General features: G+C 70.5%; 21 protein-coding genes. 9 read left to right on the plus strand and 12 right to left on the minus strand.

Annotated elements, in window-relative coordinates:
• Positions 1 to 2 precede the first annotated feature (2 nt).
• Both ACIOGX_RS21595 and ACIOGX_RS21600 read left to right on the plus strand, forming a co-directional pair.
• Positions 3 to 875 carry a ketose-bisphosphate aldolase gene (locus ACIOGX_RS21595; RefSeq protein WP_383966962.1) on the plus strand — a complete coding sequence of 291 codons (873 nt, stop codon included), beginning with the start codon at positions 3 to 5 and terminating at the stop codon, positions 873 to 875.
• Complete coding sequence (locus ACIOGX_RS21600) at positions 863 to 2,209, plus strand: Gfo/Idh/MocA family protein (protein WP_401915325.1); 1,347 nt, start codon at positions 863 to 865, stop codon at positions 2,207 to 2,209. The genes ACIOGX_RS21595 and ACIOGX_RS21600 overlap by 13 nt, the downstream gene beginning before the upstream one ends.
• Here ACIOGX_RS21600 and ACIOGX_RS21605 read toward each other — a convergent pair.
• Positions 2,157 to 2,561, minus strand: coding sequence for a DUF5997 family protein (locus tag ACIOGX_RS21605; RefSeq protein WP_383966968.1), 405 nt, complete (start codon positions 2,559 to 2,561; stop codon positions 2,157 to 2,159). The two genes, ACIOGX_RS21600 and ACIOGX_RS21605, sit on opposite strands and share 53 nt — an antisense overlap.
• 58 nt (positions 2,562 to 2,619) lie before the next feature.
• On the opposite strand from ACIOGX_RS21605, the gene ACIOGX_RS21610 reads away from it, so the two are divergent.
• From ACIOGX_RS21610 to ACIOGX_RS21625, 4 genes are all read left to right on the plus strand, one after another.
• Positions 2,620 to 3,441 carry a LysR family substrate-binding domain-containing protein gene (locus ACIOGX_RS21610; protein WP_401915328.1) on the plus strand — a complete coding sequence of 274 codons (822 nt, stop codon included), beginning with the start codon at positions 2,620 to 2,622 and terminating at the stop codon, positions 3,439 to 3,441.
• Between the two features lie 183 nt (positions 3,442 to 3,624).
• Entirely contained in the window at positions 3,625 to 4,068 is a 444-nt protein-coding gene (locus ACIOGX_RS21615) for a hypothetical protein (protein ID WP_401915331.1), read from the plus strand.
• Entirely contained in the window at positions 4,065 to 5,933 is a 1,869-nt protein-coding gene (locus tag ACIOGX_RS21620) for a GMC family oxidoreductase (RefSeq protein WP_401915334.1), read from the plus strand. The genes ACIOGX_RS21615 and ACIOGX_RS21620 overlap by 4 nt, the downstream gene beginning before the upstream one ends.
• On the plus strand, positions 5,930 to 6,784 hold the full coding sequence (locus tag ACIOGX_RS21625; RefSeq protein ID WP_401915337.1) for a hypothetical protein: 855 nt from the start codon (positions 5,930 to 5,932) through the stop codon (positions 6,782 to 6,784). Before ACIOGX_RS21620 ends, ACIOGX_RS21625 begins: the two co-directional genes overlap by 4 nt.
• 17 nt (positions 6,785 to 6,801) lie before the next feature.
• On the opposite strand, the gene ACIOGX_RS21630 is transcribed toward ACIOGX_RS21625, so the two are convergent.
• From ACIOGX_RS21630 to ACIOGX_RS21640, 3 genes are all read right to left on the minus strand, one after another.
• A complete protein-coding gene (locus ACIOGX_RS21630) occupies positions 6,802 to 7,140 on the minus strand; it encodes an antibiotic biosynthesis monooxygenase (RefSeq protein ID WP_356507603.1) in 339 nt (112 codons plus the stop codon).
• A gap of 146 nt (positions 7,141 to 7,286) precedes the next feature.
• Positions 7,287 to 8,363 (minus strand): sensor histidine kinase, encoded by a 1,077-nt coding sequence (locus tag ACIOGX_RS21635; RefSeq protein ID WP_401915340.1) that lies wholly within the window; start codon positions 8,361 to 8,363, stop codon positions 7,287 to 7,289.
• Entirely contained in the window at positions 8,360 to 9,052 is a 693-nt protein-coding gene (locus ACIOGX_RS21640) for a LuxR C-terminal-related transcriptional regulator (RefSeq protein ID WP_401761534.1), read from the minus strand. Before ACIOGX_RS21640 ends, ACIOGX_RS21635 begins: the two co-directional genes overlap by 4 nt.
• A 225-nt stretch (positions 9,053 to 9,277) precedes the next feature.
• Between ACIOGX_RS21640 and ACIOGX_RS21645 the strand changes: the two genes are divergently transcribed.
• The gene (locus ACIOGX_RS21645; RefSeq protein WP_401915343.1) at positions 9,278 to 10,924 is read left to right on the plus strand and encodes a SpoIIE family protein phosphatase; all 1,647 of its coding nucleotides are present in this window, start codon (positions 9,278 to 9,280) and stop codon (positions 10,922 to 10,924) included.
• Between the two features lie 62 nt (positions 10,925 to 10,986).
• On the opposite strand, the gene ACIOGX_RS21650 is transcribed toward ACIOGX_RS21645, so the two are convergent.
• Positions 10,987 to 11,484 (minus strand): DUF1990 family protein, encoded by a 498-nt coding sequence (locus tag ACIOGX_RS21650; protein ID WP_401915346.1) that lies wholly within the window; start codon positions 11,482 to 11,484, stop codon positions 10,987 to 10,989.
• Between the two features lie 132 nt (positions 11,485 to 11,616).
• On the opposite strand from ACIOGX_RS21650, the gene ACIOGX_RS21655 reads away from it, so the two are divergent.
• Together ACIOGX_RS21655 and ACIOGX_RS21660 are read left to right on the plus strand one after the other, a co-directional pair.
• A complete protein-coding gene (locus ACIOGX_RS21655; RefSeq protein ID WP_384767564.1) occupies positions 11,617 to 12,060 on the plus strand; it encodes a helix-turn-helix transcriptional regulator in 444 nt (147 codons plus the stop codon).
• 339 nt (positions 12,061 to 12,399) lie between these two features.
• Positions 12,400 to 14,805: an ATP-binding cassette domain-containing protein gene (locus ACIOGX_RS21660; protein ID WP_401761540.1), complete on the plus strand. Its 2,406-nt coding sequence runs from the start codon at positions 12,400 to 12,402 to the stop codon at positions 14,803 to 14,805.
• Between the two features lie 105 nt (positions 14,806 to 14,910).
• Here the strand turns inward: ACIOGX_RS21660 and ACIOGX_RS21665 are convergent, their stop codons facing one another.
• Genes ACIOGX_RS21665 through ACIOGX_RS21695 form a run of 7 tightly spaced genes read right to left on the minus strand, consistent with a single transcriptional unit; the run spans position 14,911 to position 21,808 of the window.
• The gene (locus ACIOGX_RS21665) at positions 14,911 to 15,729 is read right to left on the minus strand and encodes a polysaccharide lyase family 7 protein (protein ID WP_401915349.1); all 819 of its coding nucleotides are present in this window, start codon (positions 15,727 to 15,729) and stop codon (positions 14,911 to 14,913) included.
• 31 nt (positions 15,730 to 15,760) lie between these two features.
• Positions 15,761 to 16,909: a mandelate racemase/muconate lactonizing enzyme family protein gene (locus ACIOGX_RS21670; protein ID WP_401915352.1), complete on the minus strand. Its 1,149-nt coding sequence runs from the start codon at positions 16,907 to 16,909 to the stop codon at positions 15,761 to 15,763.
• A gap of 13 nt (positions 16,910 to 16,922) precedes the next feature.
• Positions 16,923 to 17,900: a D-2-hydroxyacid dehydrogenase gene (locus ACIOGX_RS21675; RefSeq protein WP_401915355.1), complete on the minus strand. Its 978-nt coding sequence runs from the start codon at positions 17,898 to 17,900 to the stop codon at positions 16,923 to 16,925.
• Complete coding sequence (locus ACIOGX_RS21680; protein ID WP_401915358.1) at positions 17,897 to 18,886, minus strand: hydroxyacid dehydrogenase; 990 nt, start codon at positions 18,884 to 18,886, stop codon at positions 17,897 to 17,899. The genes ACIOGX_RS21675 and ACIOGX_RS21680 overlap by 4 nt, the downstream gene beginning before the upstream one ends.
• Positions 18,883 to 20,082 carry a hypothetical protein gene (locus tag ACIOGX_RS21685; RefSeq protein WP_356507630.1) on the minus strand — a complete coding sequence of 400 codons (1,200 nt, stop codon included), beginning with the start codon at positions 20,080 to 20,082 and terminating at the stop codon, positions 18,883 to 18,885. Before ACIOGX_RS21685 ends, ACIOGX_RS21680 begins: the two co-directional genes overlap by 4 nt.
• A gap of 5 nt (positions 20,083 to 20,087) precedes the next feature.
• Complete coding sequence (locus tag ACIOGX_RS21690; RefSeq protein WP_129767801.1) at positions 20,088 to 20,942, minus strand: carbohydrate ABC transporter permease; 855 nt, start codon at positions 20,940 to 20,942, stop codon at positions 20,088 to 20,090.
• On the minus strand, positions 20,942 to 21,808 hold the full coding sequence (locus tag ACIOGX_RS21695; protein ID WP_356507633.1) for a sugar ABC transporter permease: 867 nt from the start codon (positions 21,806 to 21,808) through the stop codon (positions 20,942 to 20,944). Before ACIOGX_RS21695 ends, ACIOGX_RS21690 begins: the two co-directional genes overlap by 1 nt.
• Between the last annotated feature and the right edge of the window lie 105 nt (positions 21,809 to 21,913).

The raw sequence follows: 21,913 nt of genomic DNA on the forward strand, positions 1-21,913 counted from the left end.
ACATGCCACTCGTCCCCACCGGCGACATCCTCGGCGCAGCGACGCACGGCGTCGGCGCGTTCAATGTCGTCCTCCTCGAACAGCTCGAAGCCGTCCTCGCGGGCGCCGAGCAGGCGAACCAGGCCGTCATCGTCCAGATCAGTGAGAACGCCGTCGCGTACCGGGGCGCCCTCGGGCCACTCACCGCCGCCGCGCACGAGGCCATCGCCGCCGTATCCGTACCCGTCGCGCTGCACCTGGACCACGCCACCCGGCCCGAGCTGATCGAGGAGGCGGTACGGCGCGGCTTCACCTCCGTGATGTACGACGGCGCTCATCTGCCCTGGGAGGAGAACGTCGCCCGCACCCGCGAGATGAGCGACCGGTGCCATACGTCCGGGGTGTGGGTCGAGGCGGAACTCGGCGCGATCGGGGGCAAGGACGGTGCCCACACCCCCGGGGTGCGCACCGACCCCGGCGAGGCGGCCCGGTTCGTCCTCGACACCGGTGTCGACGCGCTCGCCGTCGCGGTCGGGTCGTCCCACCAGATGACCCGGCGTACCGCGCGGCTCGATCTGGACCTCATCCGCGACCTGCGCACGGCGGTGCCCGTCCCGCTGGTGCTGCACGGTTCGTCGGGGGTGGACGACAGCCACCTCGCCGCCGCGGTACGGGCGGGCATGCGCAAGATCAATATCGCCACGCATCTCAACACCCTCTTCACCGCGTCGGTGCGCGACCGGCTGTCCGCGCGGCCGACGACCGTCGATCCCCGTGCCTATCTGCGTCCCGCGCGGGAGGCTGTGGCGGACGAGGTCGCCCGCCTGCTGCGGCTGATCGGACAGGAACGGGACGGACTCGGCGATTCCAGGAAGGAGGCCCCATGTCCCAGGTGACGGTGGTCCTCGTCGGAGCGGGACTCCGCGGAATGACCTATGCCCGGCGCGCCCTGGCCACGGGAGCGGGACGGGTGGTCGCGGTGGCCGAGCCGGACCCGCGGCGCCGTGCGCGGGCGGCGGAGGAGTTCGGGGTCCCGCCGGAGCGGGTGTACGCGGACTGGAGCGATGTCGTGGCGGCGGGCAAGCTCGCCGACGCCTGTGTCATCGCGACCCAGGACCGGCTGCACACCGAACCGGCGGTGGCCCTGGCCGATCTCGGCTACCACATTCTCCTGGAGAAGCCGATGGCGACCGGTGAGGACGAGGCCGCGGCGATCGCGGACGCGGCACGGCGCAACGACATCCTGCTGGCCGTCTGCCATGTGCTGCGCTACACGCCGTACACCCGGCTCCTCAAGCGACTGCTGGACAGTGGCCGCATCGGCGGCCTGGTCAGCGTCCAGCACCTGGAGCCCGTCGGCTGGTGGCACCACGCCCACTCGTTCGTACGGGGCAACTGGCGCCGTCAGGACACCTCCGCCCCGATGCTGCTCACCAAGTCCTGCCACGACATCGACTGGCTGGTCCACCTCTTCGGACGTACGCCCCGGAAGGTCAGCTCCTTCGGCGGCCTGACACACTTCCGGCCCGAGGGCGCCCCGGCCGGCGCGGCCGGCCGCTGCCTGGACTGCCCGCTGGAGAAGGACTGCCCGTACTCGGCCAAGCGGCTCTACCTGGGCTGTCTGGGCGATCCGGACCAGGAGTTCTGGCCGCTGTCGGCGGTCACCGACGACCACACCGAGACGGGCGTACTGGACGCGCTGCGCACCGGGCCGTACGGCCGCTGTGTGTACGCGTGCGACAACGACGTGGTCGACCACCAGGTGGTCGGCATGGAGTTCGACTCCGGCGCCACCTGTTCGTTCACCATGAGTGCCTTCACCCCCATGGAACAGCGCCGCACCCGGCTGCTGGGCACCCACGGCTTCATCGACGGCGACGGAAACACACTGCGGCTGGTCGATTTCCGTGATGGCTCCGAGGAGACGATCGACACCTCCACACGTGCGACGGCGGGGAGCCCGGGGCCTACGCCGGAGGACGGCCACGGTGGCGGGGACGAGGCGCTGACCGACGCGTTCCTCACCGCCGTCGCCGCCGGCGACGCGTCACTGCTGCTCTCCGACGCCGCCGAGAGCCTCGCCAGCCACCGCGTGGTGTGGGCGGCGGAACGGGCCCGGGTGACCGGCACGGTGGTCGAACTCGACGACCGCGACGACGTGGCGTCGGCGGCGGGGGTCAGGAACGGGGACGGCGGGGCTCCTCGCGTCGCTCCGCGTTCTTCTCCTTGATGCGCACGGCTTCCTTGCGCACCTCGGCCTGGGTGGCGCGCTCCTGCCGCAGCCACCCCGGGCTGTCGCCCTTCAACGCCTCGATCTGTTCCGTGGTGAGGGCTTCCGTGATGCCGCCGCGCGCGAGACCCGAGATGGAGACGCCCAGCTTCGCCGCCACCACCGGCCGGGGGTGCGGGCCGTTGCGTCGCAGCTCCAGCAGCCACTCGGGCGGGTCGGCCTGGAGCGCGTTCAGCTCGGTGCGCGAGACGACACCCTCCTGGAACTCGGCGGGGGTGGCTTCGAGATACACACCCAGCTTCTTCGCCGCGGTCGCGGGCTTCATTGTCTGGGTGGTCTGGTGCGACGTCATGGTGTCAAGAGTAGCGAGCGTGTGCGATCCCTCCGACCACGGCCGGTAGCCTGGTGGCGTGACAGGCTCGGAAGTACCCCCTTCGTTCCGGCTCGCGTACGTCCCGGGCGTGACGCCCACCAAGTGGGTGCGGATCTGGAACGAGCGGCTGCCCGGCATCCCGCTGGCCCTCGTCGCGGTGTCCGCCGCCGAGGCGCCCGGTCTCTTGCGGGCCGGCGGGGCCGACGCCGGTTTCGTACGGCTGCCGGTGGACCGGACGGATCTCAGCGCGATTCCCCTCTACACCGAGACGACGGTGGTCGTGGTCCCGAAGGACCACCTGGTGGCGGCGGTCGACGAGGTGTCCGCCGAGGATCTGGCCGACGAGATCGTGCTGCGTCCGCTGGACGACACCCTCGACTGGGAGACCCTGCCGGGACGGCCCGCGAACGCGCGCCCCGACACGACGGCGGACGCCGTCGAACTGGTGGCGGCAGGGGTCGGACTGCTCGTCGTCCCGCAGTCGCTCGCCCGTCTGCATCACCGCAGGGACCTCACGTACCGGCCGGTCCTGGACGCCCCCGAGTCGCGTGTCGCCCTGTCCTGGCCGGAGGACGAAACCACCGATCTGGTGGAGGACTTCATCGGTATCGTCCGCGGGCGGACCGTCAACAGCTCACGGGGCCGGCCGACCCCGCCGCAGCCGAAGCGCGAACGCGCCGACACGGGGGGCGCGGCGCGGCGGAAGCAGGTGGCCGGTCAGTCGTCCGGCACGTCGGCCGGGAACTCCCCCCGCAAGCCGGCCGGCAAGAATCCGCGGAGCGGTTCCGGCGGCCCCAAGGGCGGTGCCCAGGGCGGCTCCAAGGGTGGTAGGCGCGGCAAACCCGGCCGTCGGTCGTAACTCCAGGGCGCCACAGACCCCTTGGTCCCCGGCGCCACACACCCCCTTTCGGTCACTTTACGTTCGGCCGTGCTCACACTCGGCGAGTTTCCGAGGCATGAACGGGTTCCCATCGAGGTAGGGATCCCGGCTGATGTGCCCGGTCTCCGGTGAGAGCGGCTCGACGAGGGGGGACTTGTGTCCATGACGCAGACCGAGCGGTTCGTCACGCTCTCGGCCGTGCTGACGGGGTTCGACGCCGCCGAGCTGGCGGCGACCGGAATGACCGAGATCTACCGGACGTTCGTGGCCCAGCGGGTCGAACCGGCGCTCTACGCACGGCTGGTGGACGCGCTGGTCGACACGGAGGCCGACACGCGATCCGGGACGGACCCGGGGACGGTGGCGGACAAGGACGAGGAGCTGGGCGAGCTGGCCCGAGCCGTGTGTCACCTCTGGTATCTGGGGGCGTGGCCGGGAGAGCGGGACGACGCCGGCCGGACCGCACCCTCCCCGCTCCCGGCGCACGCCTATGCCCGCGGGCTGGTGTGGAGCAGCTTCGGTGGCCACGCCCCCGGCACCGGGCGACCGGGCTACGGCACCTGGGCCGAGCGTCCCGCCGGTGTGGCGGAAGGCGGGGAGCGTTGACCGCCGGGGAGCGTTTCGATGTGATCGTGGTCGGAGCCGGTATCGCGGGGTCGCTGGTGGCGCGGCGGCTGGGGGACCGCGGCCGGCGTGTCCTGGTCCTGGAATCGGGTGTGGGCGATGGTGACACCGCACCCGATGGCGGACGGGCGGCGGATGTGGAACGGTTCCGGGCCGCGCCGGTGAAGGTCCCCAGCGCGGCGATCGCGGACAACGCCCTGGTGCCGTCACCCGACGTACTGGACCTCGCGGGCCGCCCCGGCGGTGGCTACCGGGCCGGCGGACACCTCGTCCAGAACGGCCCGTTGCCCTACGCGAGCGGCTATCTGCGGGTCAACGGCGGTACGGGCACGGCCTGGACGGGGCTGGCCCCGCGCATGCATCCCGAGGACTTCCGTACCGCCGACTTCGGATACGGCCGTAACTGGCCGATCGGGTATGCGGAGCTGGAGCCGTACTACCGCGCCGCGGAACGCGAGCTGGGGGTCGCCGCCGATCCGGCGGAGCAGCGGGACCACGTCGGTCTGCCGCTCGCGGACGGCTACACCTTCCCGCACCGGCCGCTTCCCGCGAGCTATCTGGACCGGCTGCTGGCCGAAAGGCTCGACGGGCACGAGATCGTGGATCCCTCGCATCCGCGTCCCACCGCACTGCGGGTCGTCGGGACGCCCCAGGCGCGCAACAGCGCGGCCACCGAGGAGCACGGTCCCGTGTGCGAGGGCAGCGCCAGTTGCATCCCCATCTGCCCCACCGGGGCGAAATACACCCCGCGGCGCACCCAGGAACGCTGGGGCCCGAGCGTCACCCTGCGCACCCGCGCGGTCGTCGGACGACTGCTGGCCGACGCCTCCGGCCGGATCACGGGCGTCGAGTACCAGCGCTACGACGATCCCGCCCGCCCCGCTTCCGTGAGCCGGCGGACGGTCCACGCGCACACGGTCGTCCTGGCCGCCCACGCGATCGAGAACGCCCGGCTCCTGCTCGCCTCCGGCCTGGCCAACTCCAGCGACCAGGTGGGCCGGAATCTGATGGACCACCCCGTCCTGCTCACCTGGGGCCTCATGCCCCGGCCGGTCGGCCCCTACCGGGGGCCCGGATCGACCTCCGGACTGGAGGGATTCCGTTTCGGCCCGGCGCGCGCGGCGCGCGCCCCTTTCCGTATCGAGATCGGCAACTGGGGCTGGAACTGGGCGGTCGGCCCGCCCGGCCACGAGGTCGCCGCGCTGCTGCGCCCCACGGACCAGAAGGAGCCCGGCGAGGGCGGGGGGCTGTTCGGCCCGGCGCTGCGGCAGGCGGCCGGGGACCGGATCGGGCGGCAGTTCGTCCTGCAGTTCGAGATGGAGCAGAGCGCCGATCCCGCCAACCGCGTCTCGCTCGACGCCGTCCATCGCGACCTGCTGGGCAACCCTCGCCCGGTCCTGACCTATGACCTGTCCGACCATGTGAAGCGGGGCATCGTCGCGGCCAAGTCCGTGTCCGACCAGATCTTCGCGTTGCTGGGGGCACGGGACCACAGCCGGTACGAGCCGGGGCCATCCCAGCCCGGGTGGTTCGAGTACGACGGCCGGCCCTACGCCTACCGCGGCGCGGGCCACGGCGCGGGCACGCACATCATGGGTGACCACCCCGCCGACTCCGTCGTCGACTCGTGGCAGCGCTGCTGGGACCACCCCAACCTGTACGCGGTGGGCTGCGGCTCGATGCCCTCCCTCGGCACCTCCAACCCGACGCTCACCATGGCCGCGATCACTCTGCGCAGCGCCGAACAGATCGACCGCGACCTGTCGGAACAGCGCGCCACGATCCGCCCGCCGGCCCCCGGACACGTCCCGGGCCCGGCCACCCCCGAGGAGACCCACGCCCCGTGACCGACGACCTCACCCTGCCGCCCGTCGCCGCCCCGTACCAACTGCCGTTCCATTACGGAGCCCTGCACAACGTCGGCCTCGACTACCTGGTCGATCCCGAGCCGGTGCGCAAGGCGCTGGCCGGGCACCATCCCGATCTGAGCGCCGCCGAGTTCGACGGCCGGGCCTGCGTGACGCTCAACTACCAGCTGTACTTCGCCCAGTACCCGAACGGCGGAGCCATCATCCAGGAGATCGAGTACAGCGTCATCGCCCACCCCACCGCGAGCGCCGGGCGCCTGGCCCGGCTGTCGTACGAGCAGTTCGCGCACGGCTTCGACCAGACCAAGCTGCTCGGTATCGCCCGGCTGCATGTGCTGTGCGACAACCCGCTGGCCATCGAGGCCGGAACGACACTCTTCGGGGAACCGAAGTATCCGGCGTGGTTCGAGGCGACCATGCCCTCCCTGAACGGCCCCGCGGGTGACATCTGGACCGTGGCGTGCAAGCAGGCGACGCACGCACCCTCCGGCGCGGGCATCGACCGGCTGGAGCCGACCCTGTTCTCCTTCTCGGCCGACCTGACCGGGCTCCCGCGTACCCCCGTCAACAACACCCCGATCACGGGCTACGGCACCGACCCGGACGGCCGGCCGCTCGCCGGTCCCATGAACGTCTACCAGCCCTACGAATACCGGGACTTGACCGGCGAGGCCGACCGGGTGAGGCTCACCGTCCACGACGCGTCCTCACCCGTCGGCGCCGACCTGGCCACGCTCATCGGGGACGCCCCGGCCGCCGGGGCGTGGACCTGCCAGTCACCCCCGGTCGCGGCGCACAACCGCCCCTACTACGTCCCACGTGCCCGCTGACGGGTGACGCGGGCGGGTCACTGACCGTCGGCCGCCTTGGGGGCGGCTTGCTGGACCACCTCGAAGGACCACAGGGTGGAGCCGGAAGCGGCCGGCTTCTGCTGAGGGGCGCCGTCCGCGCCGCCACGCTGGTGGGCCGCCTTCATCGGGCCCTCCATCCAAGCCTGGAAGTCGGCCTCGCTGCGCCAGCGCGTGTAGACGAGGTACTGGTCGGTGCCCTCGACCGGGCGCAGCAACTCGAACCACTCGAATCCGTCGGAGTTCTCCACCGACCCCGCGCGGGACGCGAAGCGCTTCTCCAGCACCTCACGCTGTTCCACCGGAACCTGCAGGACATTGATCTTGACGATGCTCATGGTCCCATCTTGCCTCAGCGCGGTGGCCGCCCGTCGGGCGCGGTGCGCCGGACCGGTCGCGGGCCTCCGGGGCGGCCCGGCGCTTCCCGTTCGCCGGGGAGCACGCCCGGCGCGCCGCACGGGGCCGCGTCGTCCACGACCGTCGTCTACGGCCGGTGCCGTCTGCCGTCCCTGAACGGACGGCGCCGTCTGCCGTCTCCGACACGGCGCGGCATCCGCAGGGTGACGCGCGTGCCTTCCCGGGGCGCCGAGTCCACCGTGAGGTGCGCGTCGAGCAGGTGGGCGCGCTCCCGCATGGCCGCGATGCCCATGCCTCCGGAAGCGGTCGCGTGAGGCGGGGTGCGCAGGGCCGCCGGGGCGGGCTCGGGCGTCATCCCGCGGCCGTCGTCCGTGACCTTCGTGAAGAGGCCGTGGTCGTCGCTGTCGAGTTCGACGAGGATCCGGGTCGGCCGGGCATGCTTCACCGCGTTGTTCACCGCCTGCTGCACGATCCGGTAGACATGGACCTGTGCCTCGGGCGGCAGCTCCGCGCCGAACCGGTCCCCGTCCGCGCCCACGCGCAGTTCGGCGTCGATACCGAAGTTCTCCGAGGTGCTCCGGCACAGGGCCTCCAGGGCCGGGCGCAGTCCGAGCTGATCGAGCGCCGCCGGGCGCAGCTCCGCGATCAGACGCCGGAGCGAGGTGATCTGGTTGCCGATCAGGCGCCGCGCCTGATCGATGGCGTCCTTCATGACGTCCGGGCGGCTGCTGGCGGTCGCCCCGGCCAGCACGATCTGGACGGCGCCCAGTTCCTGGAGCGTGTCGTCGTGCAGCTCGCGGGCCCAGTGCCGTCGTTCGCGTTCCTCTCCGTCACGACGGGCCCGGGTCCACTCCCGTTGGAGGGTGCCGCTGCGCAGAGCGGAACGGTGTCCGATCGCGACGGCACAGGCGATCAGTGTGAGGGGCACGAGGTGCAGACCGTTGAGCAGCGGCGCCTCGACGATACGGACGAGCAGCGCCACGGCGATCACGAGCGAGATCCCGCTGATGATCGCCAGCCACGACCGCCGGGCTTCGGGACTCAGCGCGGCGGCTGCCAGAAAGAGGGCGCCGGCGGCGAAGCAGAGCACGGCTTCGGCGTGCAGGGAGTGGTGCACGATCTCCAGAGCCAGTGTGGCCACGAGCAGGAGCGTGCCCGCCGTCTCCGCGGCGGCGCCGGCACGTGCTCGCGACAGGTGGGTCATGCCAGCAGCCCGCGCTCTCGTGCCGCCGTGACCAGGTCCGCCTTGGTCTCGGCCCCGAGCTTCTCCCGGATCCTGGCCCGGTGGGTTTCCACCGTCCGAACGGATACATGCGTCTGTTCCGCGATCTCCTGATTGGTGTGGCCCAGGGCGAGCAGGGACAGCACCTCCACCTCGCGCGCCGTCAGAGAGTCGTCCGGCCCCGCCCCCGGCCCCGTCGTGCCGGGGGCGGTGACGGCAAGGCGGGCGCCCAGCGAGGGCTGAACGTAGGTGGCCCCCGCGGCGACCTGGCGAGCGGCTCCGAGGAGTTCCTCCGCTGCCGCCTCCTTCAGCAGGTAGCCGACCGCGCCGATCCGCAACGCCTCGCGGGCGAACGCGGGGTCTTCCTGCATCGTGAGGACGAGGATCCGGGTACGGGGCGACGCCGCCAGCAGCTCCGGGATCGCGCGCAGGCTGGACTGTCCCGCCAGCGTCAGGTCCAGGACCAGCACCGACGGGTGGTGGCGCTCCACGGCCAGAAAGGTGTCGGGAAGAGTGGAGCTCTCCGCGACGATGTCGAAGGCGGGGTCCTGGGACAGCAGCAGCCGCATGCCCGCGCGTACGACCAGATGGTCATCGGCGAGCACCACGGTCAGATGTGACGCGGGTTCCCCTCTGATGAGGCGGTCGGCCTCCGTAGCACTACCGTCCATAGCACCACCGTAAGTCCCGAACCTCGTCCACGAGAGCGCGACGGCCAGGGCGGCGGGGAACCCGCAACAGTGTCGCGGCGATCCCGCGGGCCGGGCGGGACAGCCCGCATCCGGCGGTGTGCAACGCGAAGGGCCGCCTGCGGATCAGTGCCGACGCCGCGGAGGCCCCTGGGCAGCAGGCTCGGAAGGAGAGCAGACCAGCGTCTCCCGCACAGGATGAACACCATGACGTCTCACACCGACCCACCGCACAGCCGAAGGCTCTTCCAGGTCGCCGGGGAACTCGCCGGCGCCGCGGTTCCGAAGCTGGCCGACGCCTCCTCCGTCGACGTCCTCGAAGTCCTGCTGCGCGGCGACGTGCCACCGCCCGGACCGGTGGACGGAAGCAAGAGGCTGCGCCGCGCGGCTTTCGTGAGCACGCGGGGAGAAGCGGCCCGCGGCGCGTACGAGGTCGGTGAAGTGAGCCTGGTCAGGCCCGCGACGCCGTACGGACAGAGCCTTTCCGATCTGCGCCCCCGCCTGATCCGCCATCTGAACCACGACAGCCGGTGGCTCGTCCGCGACCCCCGGCGCGCCCGTGTCCTCCGTGAGGCACGGGCACACTCCCTCATCGTGCTGCCGCTGACCATCCGGGACGTGGTCCTCGGTCTGTTCGTTCTGTACCGGCGCGACGAATCGAGCCCGTTCGACGAGAACGACTTCAGGGAAGCCGCCGCGCTCGCGGACCGCGCGGCCCGGTGCCTGGACACCGTCCGCCGCCAGATCGAGGAGGAGGCTCTCGCACGGCTTCTGCGGCGTTCGCAGCTGCCCGAGCGGCTGCCGCCCCTCAGCGCGCTCGAAGCGGCGCACGGCCATGTCCCGGCGGAGGCCGCCACCGGGCAGTGGTTCGACGTCCTCCCGCTGTCGAGCGCTCGGGTGGCCCTGGTGGTGGGGACAGCGGAGGGGAAGGGGGTTGACGCCGCGATCGGCATGACCCGGCTGCGCGCGGTGATCACCACGCTCTCGGCGCTCGACCTGCGGCCCGACGAACTGCTCACGCGTCTGGACGACACGGTGATCCGCCTGGAACGTCAGCGCCCGGTCCCGTGCCGGGGGCCCCGCGAGGCGGAACAGACCGGGACCAGTTGCCTCTACGTGATCTACGACCCCGCCACGGAGCGCTGTGTCTCGGCCCGTGCGGGCGGCCCGACGCTGATGATCGCCCATCCGAACGGCGACGTCAGCGCCCCCCGCCTCGCCCCCCATTCCCCCTTGGGCGTCGGCGATCTGCCGTTCGAGAACACCGAGTTCGAGGCACCCCCGGGAAGCACCCTGCTCCTGAACGGCGGCTTCTCCCCCACACCCCACACCAGCGCCGACCCGACCATGGAACGGTTCCACGAGGCGCTGGCCGCATCCGGACCCGACGTCTCACGACTCCGCGACCACATGCTGCGTGACCTGCCACCGGACCGTGAACCGACCCTCCTGCTGACCCGCACACGGGCGCTGGAGGCCAAGGACGTCGCCACCCGGACCCTGCCACCGGATCCCGCCGCCGTCGCGACCGCCCGCGACTGGGCCGGCCGGCAGCTGGCGGCCTGGGCACTCGACGACCTCACGGACAGCACGACCCTGGTGATCAGCGAACTCGTCACGAACGCCATCCGCTACTCCGACGGCCCGATAGGTCTCCGCCTGATCAGGGACGACCGCACACTGATCTGCGAGGTCTCCGACACCAGCGGCTCGGGCCCGCACAGGCGTCAGCCGAAAACGACCGACGAGGGCGGCCGCGGACTGTCGATCGTCAGCCGGCTCACCCAGCACCAGGGGACGCGCTACACCGCCTCCGGCAAGATCATCTGGACCGAGCAGCCACTCCCGGCATGACGGCCGCGCCTGGTGACGCGACGCCTCGGGCTCTCGGCGCACCCCGTGCCCCAGAGCCTGTCTCACGTCGTCCGGGCCAGCCGCCGCAGGCTTTGGGCGTACTGGCGCGCCACGGCATGCTGAAGCAAGCGTCCGCCGGGGCCCAGCGCCTTCGTATACCAGGCCGAGGGCCGGCTGAGCGCGACGATGACGAAGTCGGTGGAGTTGTCCGGCAGGCGTTCCAGGACGAACGCTTCTTCACCGCACTCGGGGTGTCCGGCGAGCGTCCCGTAGGCAAACCCGGTCCGATGCCTCTCGTCGACGGTCCATACGACCTGGCACGGCGCCCTGAGCGGTCCTGCCCGCACCAGCACCCGTACGCCGGGCGCGGCGTGCGGAGTGTCGTCCGGAACACGGATGAAGGGAGTGGCCCGGTGCATCCCCCACCCGAAGAGCGCTTCGGCGGCACGGTCGTACGTGCCGAACCCCAGTGACATACGGAGCCGCAGCAGGTGGAAGCCCGGGGGTGCCGGTCCGTTCTTCGCCGTCATGCCCACATCGGAATAGGTCAGCTCGCGCATGCACCCCATCATGTCCCGCCGCCTGCGGGGTCCGACGACCAGACGAACCGGTCGGCGTGGCCGGCCGGGGGGCCGGTGACGTCAGTGGAACACTTCGGGAGACTGTCACACCCACGACGTACCATCGCGCATGTGACCAGCAGACCCACCCCGGAGCAGCGCCTGCGCGACCTCGCGCGGCTGCGTCGCGTCCGCGACCGGATCGACCGGGAGTACGCGCAGCCACTGGACGTCGAGGCGCTCGCGCGCGGCGAGCACATGTCGGCCGGGCACCTCAGCCGCGAGTTCAAGGCCGCCTACGGCGAGTCGCCGTACGGCTACCTCATGACACGTCGCATCGAGCGGGCGATGGCGCTGCTGCGTCGTGGCGACCTCAGTGTCACCGAGGTGTGCTTCGCGGTCGGCTGCGCGTCGCTGGGCACCTTCAGCACACGCTTCACCGAACTCGTCGGCATGCCGCCCAGCGTCTACCGGCACCGGGCGGCGAGCGCGACGGCGGGGATGCCGTCCTGCGTGGCGAAGCAGGTGACCAGACCGGTCAGGAATCGAGAAGCACCGGCACCGAGCCACACCTAGTGTGACCGTCATGAACACAAGGAGCCCGCGCACGACAGGTCGTCCGGGTGGCCGGAGCCACGGAGGACGGTCCACCGCCCCTGGTACCGTGGCCGCTCGACCGGGACGGCGAGGCGCTTCCGAAAGCCGCGGGCGAAGCCGACGTCCCTGAAGATCGACGCGCTGCCGCGGGAGCGGGGTGACCGCTCGACGCGCACACCCGGCATCGCCCCGGCCGCGTCGGCCACGTACCAACGGTTCCGTATCGCCCACGTTCCCGGGGCCGAGCTGTGCCAGGAGCCGAAGCGGCGACGCCGACGGAGACCGCGAAGGCGACCCCGCCCGACAGATGGAGAGACGATGAGCATGGCCACGAGGACGGACACGGGGTCGCCCGCGCCGCATGTCGCCGACAGCCACGATGTGATCCGCGTGCACGGCGCGCGCGTCAACAACCTCAAGGACGTCAGCGTCGAGATCCCGAAGCGCCGGCTGACGGTGCTCACCGGCGTCTCCGGCTCGGGCAAGAGCTCCCTGGTGTTCGGCACGATCGCCGCGGAGTCGCAGCGGCTGATCAACGAGACGTACAGCGCGTTCGTGCAGGGCTTCATGCCGACGCTGGCGCGGCCCGAGGTCGACGTCCTGGACGGGCTGACGACCGCGATCATCGTCGACCAGCAGCGGATGGCCGCCGACGCCCGCTCCACGGTCGGCACCGCCACCGACGCGAACGCGATGCTGCGCATCCTCTTCAGCCGACTCGGGCAGCCGCACATCGGCTCGCCCAACGCGTTCTCCTTCAACGTCGCCTCGGTACGGGCGAGCGGTGCGATCACGGTCGAACGCGGCGCCCGCAAGACCGTGACACAGACCTTCAGCCGTACCGGCGGCATGTGCACGCGCTGCGAGGGCCGCGGCGCGGTCTCCGACATCGATCTCACCCAGCTCTACGACGACTCGAAGTCGCTCGCCGAGGGCGCGTTCACCATCCCGGGCTGGAAGTCCGACAGCTTCTTCACGGTGCGGGTCTATGCCGAGTCGGGCCTCCTCGACCCGCACAAGCCGATCCGCGAGTTCACGAAGAAGGAGATGCGGGACTTCCTCTACCGGGAGCCGACCAAGGTGAAGGTCGAGGGGGTGAACCTCACCTTCGAGGGGCTCATCCCCAAGATCCAGAAGTCGTTCCTCTCCAAGGACAAGGACGCGCTGCAACCGCACATCCGGGCGTTCGTGGACCGCGCGGTCACCTTCACCGCCTGCCCCGAGTGCGACGGCACCCGGCTCAGCGAGGCGGCCCGGTCGTCGCGGGTCGGCGGGATCAGCATCGCCGACGCGTGCGCGATGCAGATCAGCGACCTGGCCGCATGGGTGCGCGGTCTCGACGAGCCCTCGGTGGCACCGCTGCTCGGCACGCTGCGGCAGACCCTCGACTCGTTCGTGGAGATCGGGCTCGGCTATCTGTCGCTCGACCGTCCCTCGGGCACGCTGTCGGGCGGCGAGGCGCAGCGCGTCAAGATGATCCGCCACCTCGGCTCCTCGCTCACCGACACCACCTATGTCTTCGACGAGCCCACCACCGGCCTGCACCCCCATGACATCCAGCGGATGAACGACCTGCTGCTGCGACTGCGGGACAAGGGCAACACCGTGCTCGTGGTGGAGCACAAGCCGGAGACGATCGCGATCGCCGACCATGTCATCGATCTCGGCCCCGGCGCCGGCGCCGCGGGCGGCACGGTCTGCTTCGAGGGCACCGTCGAGGGGCTGCGGACCGGCGGCACCATCACCGGCCGCCATTTCGACGACCGGGCCTCCCTCAAGGAGTCGGTGCGCAAGCCCACCGGCACGCTGGAGATCCGCGGCGCGACGACGCACAACCTGCGCGACGTCGATGTCGACATCCCGCTCGGGGTGCTCGTCGTCGTCACCGGCGTCGCCGGCTCCGGCAAGAGTTCGCTCGTGCACGGATCGCTGCCGCGACGGTCGGGGGCGGCCGACGCGGGTGTGGTGTCAGTCGGCCAGGGTCCGATCCGCGGCTCGCGGCGGAGCAACCCGGCGACGTACACCGGACTGCTCGACCCGATCCGTAAGGCGTTCGCGAAGACCAACGGGGTGAAGCCCGCGCTGTTCAGCGCCAACTCCGAGGGCGCCTGCCCCCAGTGCAACGGCGCGGGTGTCATCTACACCGACCTGGCGATGATGGCCGGAGTCGCCACCCCCTGCGAGGAGTGCGAGGGGAAGCGGTTCCAGGCCTCGGTGCTGGAGTACCACCTCGGCGGCCGTGACATCAGCGAGGTGCTCGCGATGTCGGTGTCCGAGGCCGAGGAGTTCTTCGGCGCCGGCGAGGCGCGTATACCGGCCGCGCACGCCATACTCGGCCGGCTGGCCGCCGTCGGGCTCGGCTATCTCAGCCTCGGCCAGCCGCTCACCACGCTGTCCGGCGGGGAGCGGCAGCGGCTCAAGCTGGCCACCCACATGGCCGAGAAGGGCGGTGTCTACGTCCTCGACGAGCCGACCGCCGGTCTCCATCTCGCGGACGTCGAGCAGCTGCTCGGTCTGCTCGACCGGCTCGTCGACTCCGGCAAGTCGGTCATCGTCGTGGAACACCACCAGGCGGTCATGGCCCACGCCGACTGGATCATCGATCTCGGCCCCGGTGCGGGGCACAACGGGGGCCGGATCGTCTTCGAGGGCACACCCACCGATCTCGTCGCCGCCCGCTCCACCCTCACCGGCGAGCACCTCGCGGCCTACGTCGGCTCCTGACCGGCGCCTTCGCTCCGTACGATCGCCCGCGCCCGCGGCGGCCTGTCGCCACCGCGGGCGCGGGCCCCGCCCTGTGGGCGGACCGCGCTATGTCAGCGACACGCCCTAGCTGTGCTTGACGCTGACGTTGTAGATCGTGGTCTCGCCGTAGTTGTCACTGCTGCACGGCGAGGAGTTGCCGCAGTTCGCCTGGGTGTAGACCCCTGCCTTGAAGTACCCGGTGGTGAAGGCCGAGGTGATGGTGGTCTGGAGGACCCCGTTGTAGTACGCCTTGATCTTGCCGCCGCTCACGACGAACTTCGCCTCGAACTTCGTGCCGAGCTTGTAGTTGCTCGTCACCAGCTTGTAGTGGGTGTCGTTGTCCTTGGTGACGTACAGGCTGGTTCCTTCCAGCCGGAAGACCGAGCGGTCGTTGCCGTCGTGTATCTGTCCCGCGACGACATGGCTCTTCGTCGCCGGCAGACGGTTGATGGCCTGGTCGATGATGAGCGTGTGCGTGCCGGAGGACGAGGACCAACTGGCCAGGGACGCACCGTTGTTCGTCATCTCCCGCAGTTCCGAGCGGGGGTAGGACGTGTTGGTCGTGGTCGCCCCGTTGACCGCCGCGCGGAACGTGACGCCCTTGCAGTCCGAGGTCGGGGTGAACCACGGGTTGATGGCGTACGAGGCGAGCGCGGGCTGCTTGATCTCCAGGGGCTGGGTACCCGAGGCGTTGGGGTCGTCCACCGGCAGCTGGATCTTCCAGTTGCTGGTGAGCCCGAGCACCGAGGACGGCGCGGGGCAGGCGGCCGGGGTCGCCGTCGGCGACTGGGCCGGCAGGCCGAAGGCCGCGGGACTGCCGGCGACCAGCGTGGCGCAGGCGGCGAGGGACGCGAGACCGAAGTACAGCCTGCGACGCGATGTGGGGGACGTGAACTGGTACATGAACGGCTCCTCATGTTGGGGATTACGTGCTTCAGGCGGAAAGTTCGCGTATCACCTCCTCGTTGACGCCGATACCGAGGCCCGGTCCCGCGGGTACCTCGGCGGTTCCCGCGGTGATGCGGATGACCGGGTCGGTGGCATAGGGGCTCGTGAGGAACTGCCGGCCGTTGAGGTCGACGGGGGTGGTGACGCCGAACGCGGCGAAGAGGTGGAGTGAGGCCGCGAGTCCGATGTCGGACTCGGTCAGGCCCGATCCCATGATCTCCACTCCGCAGTCCTCCGCGAGCTGGCACTGGCGCAGGGCCAGGGTGAGGCCGCCGCAGCGCTGGACCTTGGCGACGGCGGTTCCGACGGCACCGAGGCGTACGAAGGTGGCCAGATCGCTGGGGTGCCGCAGGCTTTCGTCGACCGCCACCGGCACCGGGCTCAGGTCGCGCAGTCTGCGCAGACCGTCGATGTCGTTGGCGGGGAGCGGCTGTTCGAACGCGGTGACGCCGAGGGGTTCCAGTGCCCGTGCCATGCGCAGCGCGGAGTCCGCGGTGCAGGACTGGTTCGCGTCCACCCAGAGGATGCCGTCCGGGGCGGCCTCGCGGACGGCGGTGACGACGGCGAGGTCATCGGCCCCGGCGGCGACACCTGTCTTGACCTTGAAGTGGCGGTAGCCGTTCGCCCGGCCTTCGGCGACGGAGTCCCGTGCCGCCGCCGCGTCGGTGCCCGTCACTATCCAGGCGAGTTCGACGGTGTCGCTGCGGCGGCGGCCCCACAGTTCGCCCAGGGACAGGCCCCGTGACCGGGCGAGGGCGTCGTGGCAGGCGACGTCGACGGCGGAACGGGCCAGGGGCATCCCGATCGAGAAGCCCCGGCTGATGGTCCGGTCGAAGGTCCTGACGAGTCCGTCGAGATCCCAGAGTGCCCGTCCGGTCGCCGCGGGCGCCAGATAGTGGTCGATGGTGGAGACGATCGACTCGGTGGTCTCGTACGTCCACGAGGGGATCGGTGTGGCCTCGCCCCAGCCCGCACTGCCGTCCGAGGCCGTCACCTTGACCAGGACGCGGATGGCGGGCCGGCCGCCGCGGGTGACGGGACCGCCGGCGACGGCGAAGTCGCGCAGGGTGGGCAGGGCGACGGTGAAGGTCTCGACGCGTTCGATGGTGGGCGATCCATGGGTGTGGTGCGTCATGGTCCGGGTCTCCTCAGTACCAATTCGCCTTTTCGACCTCATTGACCAGCGGTTTTCCCTCGGTGAATCGCTTCGCGTTGTCGACGAGGACGGCGAGGCGGCGCTCGTCGGCGTGCGGGCCGGCACCGGCGACATGAGGGGTGATCAGGACGTCGGGGCGGCGCCAGAGAGGATGGTCCGCCGGGAGCGGTTCGGTTTCGAAGACGTCCAGGGCGGCGGCCCGGAGCCGCCCCTTGTCGAGCGCCTCGGTCAGTGCGTCGAGCCGGACCGTCTGGCCGCGGCCGACGTTGACCAGACAGGCGGTCGGCTTCATCATCGCCAGCCGCTCGGCGTTGACCAGCCCTTCCGTGTGCGGTGTGTGCGGAAGGGTGACGATGACGAGGTCGGCTTCGGGAAGGCAGGCCTCCAGCCGCTCCGGCCGGTGGAGACGGGTGAACCCGGGCGGGGCCACGGTCTGCCGGGCGTCGATGCCGTCGACCTCGGTACCGAACGCGGCGAGCAGCCGTCCGACCTCGGCGCCCACCGCTCCCGTTCCGACGATCAGGGCGCGGATCTCCGAGAGGGGGATCACCGAGTCCGGCGACCAGTCGGGGGCCCACAGCGGCGCGAGTTGGTCTCGCATATAGCGCGGCAGGCCCCTGGCCAGGGCGAGGACGAGCGCCATGGTGTGCGCCGCGACATGGTCGGTATAGGTGTCACGCATGTTGGTGACGCGGACGGGGTGCCGGACGAGTTCCGGATAGTAGAAGCCGGGCGGCGGTCCTGCCTGGGGGGATTGCAGCCAGCGCAGCCGGCCCGCGTGCGGCAGGAGTTCCGCCGGGAGCGTGCCGTACGCCGCGTCGGCCCGGCCCAGCGCCTCGATCGTCTCCTCCCGCGTCTCGGGCCGTACGACCCTGATCGCGGGGACGGCACTCTCCAGCCGGGCCGGCCATGAGGCCGTGCGCTGGTCGTGGGGCGGCAGCATCACCAGCAGGTGACGGTCCCCGGTCATGCCGCGTACCGCGTTCCGTCGGCCGTCACTTCGTGGCGAAGCGGGCGTCCGGTCACATAACGCTCCAGTTCATCGGCCATGGCGCGGCCGAGTCGGCGCCGCTCCGGTCCGAGGTTTCCGGCGAGATGGGGTGTGATCACGAGGTTGTCCAAGGAGAAGAGGGGGGAACCGGCCGGAGGGGGTTCCGGATCGGTGACGTCGAGTGCGAAGAACAGGTCCGGCCGCCGGCGGGCCACCTCGATGAGTGCGGGCTCGTCGATCAGTCCGCCCCGGGCGGTGTTGATCAGGGTGGCGTCGGATTTCATGGATGCGAGGAACCGGGTGCCGATCATGCCCTCGGTGTCCGGGAGCAAGGGGGTGTGCAGGCTCACCACGTCGCTGGTGGCGAAGAGTTCGTCCAGTGGGACCAGCCGGACCCCGAGTTCAGCGGCCATGTCCGGGCTCGCGTAGGGGTCGTACGCCTGGACGTGTACGTCGTGGCGGGAGAGCAGACGCGCCGTCGCGCGGCCCGCGGCGCCGAGCGAGACCAGGCCGACGGCCGAGCCGCCGGTGCCGAGTTCGGGCTGCCTGGGTACCGGTGCCCGGTTGCGCAGGGAGCCGAGCGCGTAGCGCCATCCATGTTTGAGCGCGTACAGGATCTGCGCGAGCGTGAACTCGGCCACGGTCTCGGCGATGACCGGTCCCGCGGAGGTGACCCTGACACCGTGGGCCCAGGAGTCGGGGGTGACCAGGCCGCGTGTGGAACCGGCGCCGTACAGCACGAGGCCGAGTGTGGGCGCGGCCGCGAGCAGTGCGGCGTTCAGCCGGGGGGCGCCCCAGCCGGTGATCAGGACATCCACCTCGGCGAGGTGCTCCGGGGTGAGGGCGTCGCCGGGGCACAGCGGATGCCGGATATGGACATGCTGTTCGATGGCGGCGCGTTCCTCGGGACCGTAGACATCCTCGAAGAGGGCCGGGTTCATGGCGTAGATGCCGGTGAGTGTCATCGCTGTTCCCCTTGTACGGAGGTGCGCAGTGCGGCGAGCCGGGAGGCCGAGGCCAGTCCCGCGTGGTAATAGCGGATCTGCTGGGCGCCCGCTGCGCCGAGCCGGGCGACGCGCCGCGCGATCGTGTCCGGCGGGTCTTCGAGTACGGAGACGTTGGCGATTACCGGAACGGCCGTGCGCCGTACGGCCTGTGCGACTGCGGCGACCGCGCTGTCCTCGTCGCCCCAGCACTTCAGTACGAAGGCATCGGCGGGGCCGCCGAACGCGGTGACGTCCACTCCGCTGTCGGGGCCGGTCGCCTGAGGGTTGTCGTCCGCCATCAGCAGCAGTTCACGGTCCGGTGCCACGGAGGCGACGGCGCTGGTCAGTTCGGCTATGACGGCGTGTCTGTGACGGAACAACCCCTGTGCGTGGTCCTCGCCGAGGGTCTCGGTGAGTGTGGCGGGGGCCGGGCGGCCGTGTGCCAGTTCGTCGTCGACGGCGGTGCGGATGTCGTGCGCCAGGGCGTCCGGATCCACGCCGTCGCCGGCGAGCGCCGCGGAGCAGGCCGTGCACAGGCAGATGGAGAGCAGATCGCGGCAGCCGGGCGAGAGGTCCACGCCGTGGGTCTTCTCGTGATGGCTGCCATGCTCGAATCCGAGCCAGCCGCAGGCCTCCAGCATCAGGCTGGGCACGTCGTAGCGGCCGCAGACCTCCCGGACGAGGTTGAGGGCGTAGGCACGCACTTCCGGGTGGGCCGGACAGAGAGCGTACGAGTAGTGCTCGCCGAAGGCGTTGCGGACCGTGAGGTGGGGGGCGCGGGCGCCGAGGACCGACGAGTGTGTGAGGACCAGCCATGCCTCGATACGGAGACCGGCGGCGTTCAGGGCAGCCGCGGCGGCGCCGAAACGGTCCGGCACGTCCACTCCCCAGGTGGGGGGCAGCGGTGTGAGTGTCTGCCCCTTCCAGATCTCGGGGGTGAGCGGGAAGTACGCGGCGGCGTGTGCCGCGTGCACGATTCTGTGGCGCGGGTGCCGGGGTGATATCGCCCGTACCGCGTGGTAGCCGGCCTGGAGGGTCACCGTGCCCAGCCCCAGGCCGGCGATCCGGTCCGCCGCCGCCGGATCGCCGACGATGTCCCAGGTGTAGGCGAACGTCCCGTCGCGGCCCCGGGCCGGACCCGTGGACCGGTCGGCGGGAAGAGTCGCTTCAATCACGCGTGTCACTCCTTGGTCGCGCCGGCCAGGCCACGCACGAAGTAGCTCTGGAAGAAGAGGAAGACGAGGAGCATGGGGACGAACGAGATCGTCATCCCGGCGGCGAACCCGGTCCAGTCCACGGCGTGTTCGCCCTTGAACGAGAGCATTCCGACGGCGAGGTTCTGCAACTCCGGCTGGCCCAGGGTGAAGACCAGGGGGATGTTGAACTCGTTCCAGTTGCTGACGAACTGGAAGATGACCACCACCGCTATCACCGGTTTCGCGAGCGGGAGGACGAGGCGGAAGGTGCGCAGGAAGCCCGCGCCGTCGAGCTTGGCCGCGTCGAAGAGGGCGGGCGGCACGCTGGAGAAGAACCCGATGAAGAGGAGTACGTACAGTGCGCCCGCGGCTCCCGACATCGCGAGAATGACACCGGCCCGCGTATTGAGCAGACCCAGCTGGTCGACCAGTACGAACTGGGGAATGATGATCGAGGCGACCGGGATGAACAGGGTCGCGACGATGGTCCGGTGGAGCAGTTTACGGCCGGGGAAATCGTAGCGCGCGAGGATGTAACCGCACAGCGCCGATTTCACCAGTTCGATGGCGGTGGATATCACCGTGTACAGCACGGTGTTGAAGAAGAATCGCGAGAATCCGGCGTTCACCCAGGCACGTCGGAAGTTCTCGAAGTTCAACTGGTCGGGGATGAGTCCCGCACCCCCGGTGAATAGTCCCGTCTGGGTCTTGAACGCCCCCGAGACGGTCCAGAGGAAGGGGTAGATCCAGATGAGGGAGACCACCACGAGCAGGGGCAGCGTGATGAGATTGGCCCGGGTGGCCCGGCGCATTCGGAAACGCTCTCGTGTTGTGCTCATCAGACGCCGTACTCCTTCCGGAGCTTCTGCGCCCGGCGCACGAAAAAGCCCTGGCTCATGACAATGATGAAGGCGATGACCGAGAAGAGCAGCGCCGCGGCCGAAGCGTATCCGTAGGAGAAGGGCAGACTTCCGAACGCCTCTTCGTAGATGAAGTACGAGACGACATAGCTGCTGGTGCCGGGACCGCCGCCGGTGAGGGTGACGACCAGCCCGAACACATGCATGGCGTTGACCAGGCCGAGCAGCAGGATGATGACCGCCACCGGCTTGATGATCGGCAGCGTGATGCGGGTGAGTTTCTTCCATTCACTCGCGCCGTCGATTTCGGCCGCCTCGTACAGCTCATCGGGGACGTTCTGGATGGCGGCCATCCAGTAGATGACGTACTGGCCGAACACCTGCCACACCGAGATGAGTACCAGCGCCAGCAGGGAACTCCACCGCGAGGCGAAGAAGTCGACCGACTCGTCCGTGATCCCCAGGTCATGCAGAATCGCGTTGAGTGCGCCGTTCGACGGATTGAGCAGGTACGTGAAGACGAGACCCGCCATGGCCACCGGGATGATCAGCGGCGCGAAGAACACGGTACGGAAGACCCTCTTGCCCCGTAGCCATTTCCGTGTGAAGAGAACGGCGACGACGAGAGAGAGCGGAAGTTTGATCGCCGTGGTCAGCACGGCGAAGATCAGGGTGTTGGCCACGGCGAGCCAGAAGAGGCTGTCGCCGAGGATGGACCCGTAGTTGTCGGTGCCGACGAAGTTGTCTATCGGCCCGCTGCCCGACCAGTCGAAGAACGAGTAGTAGACCGTCGCGACGAGCGGCCACATCGTGAACCCGATGTACAGGAGAAGAAAGGGGGCCATGAAGAGGGCCACCCACAGGCGGTCCCATCCTTTGGCCCGCTCGCGTGGTGCCTCGTGGCTGGGCGGCGGTTCCCTCGACGCGTCCTTCCGCGGAGCGGGCTCTGC

The organism is Streptomyces sp. NPDC088147 (genome assembly GCF_044741565.1).
GTDB lineage: Bacteria > Actinomycetota > Actinomycetes > Streptomycetales > Streptomycetaceae > Streptomyces.

Excerpts from the sequence above, each read along its gene's own strand:
- ACIOGX_RS21645 (WP_401915343.1), top strand. The coding sequence starts at position 9,278 with ATGACGTCTCACACCGACCCACCGCACAGCCGAAGGCTCTTCCAGGTC.
- ACIOGX_RS21635 (WP_401915340.1), bottom strand. The coding sequence starts at position 8,363 with ATGACCCACCTGTCGCGAGCACGTGCCGGCGCCGCCGCGGAGACGGCG.
- ACIOGX_RS21650 (WP_401915346.1), bottom strand. The coding sequence starts at position 11,484 with ATGCGCGAGCTGACCTATTCCGATGTGGGCATGACGGCGAAGAACGGA.
- ACIOGX_RS21605 (WP_383966968.1), bottom strand. The coding sequence starts at position 2,561 with ATGACGTCGCACCAGACCACCCAGACAATGAAGCCCGCGACCGCGGCG.
- ACIOGX_RS21640 (WP_401761534.1), bottom strand. The coding sequence starts at position 9,052 with ATGGACGGTAGTGCTACGGAGGCCGACCGCCTCATCAGAGGGGAACCC.
- ACIOGX_RS21675 (WP_401915355.1), bottom strand. The coding sequence starts at position 17,900 with ATGACCGGGGACCGTCACCTGCTGGTGATGCTGCCGCCCCACGACCAG.
- ACIOGX_RS21670 (WP_401915352.1), bottom strand. The coding sequence starts at position 16,909 with ATGACGCACCACACCCATGGATCGCCCACCATCGAACGCGTCGAGACC.
- ACIOGX_RS21690 (WP_129767801.1), bottom strand. The coding sequence starts at position 20,942 with ATGAGCACAACACGAGAGCGTTTCCGAATGCGCCGGGCCACCCGGGCC.
- ACIOGX_RS21695 (WP_356507633.1), bottom strand. The coding sequence starts at position 21,808 with ATGGCCCCCTTTCTTCTCCTGTACATCGGGTTCACGATGTGGCCGCTC.
- ACIOGX_RS21680 (WP_401915358.1), bottom strand. The coding sequence starts at position 18,886 with ATGACACTCACCGGCATCTACGCCATGAACCCGGCCCTCTTCGAGGAT.
- ACIOGX_RS21615 (WP_401915331.1), top strand. The coding sequence starts at position 3,625 with ATGACGCAGACCGAGCGGTTCGTCACGCTCTCGGCCGTGCTGACGGGG.
- ACIOGX_RS21630 (WP_356507603.1), bottom strand. The coding sequence starts at position 7,140 with ATGAGCATCGTCAAGATCAATGTCCTGCAGGTTCCGGTGGAACAGCGT.
- ACIOGX_RS21665 (WP_401915349.1), bottom strand. The coding sequence starts at position 15,729 with ATGTACCAGTTCACGTCCCCCACATCGCGTCGCAGGCTGTACTTCGGT.
- ACIOGX_RS21660 (WP_401761540.1), top strand. The coding sequence starts at position 12,400 with ATGAGCATGGCCACGAGGACGGACACGGGGTCGCCCGCGCCGCATGTC.
- ACIOGX_RS21595 (WP_383966962.1), top strand. The coding sequence starts at position 3 with ATGCCACTCGTCCCCACCGGCGACATCCTCGGCGCAGCGACGCACGGC.
- ACIOGX_RS21600 (WP_401915325.1), top strand. The coding sequence starts at position 863 with ATGTCCCAGGTGACGGTGGTCCTCGTCGGAGCGGGACTCCGCGGAATG.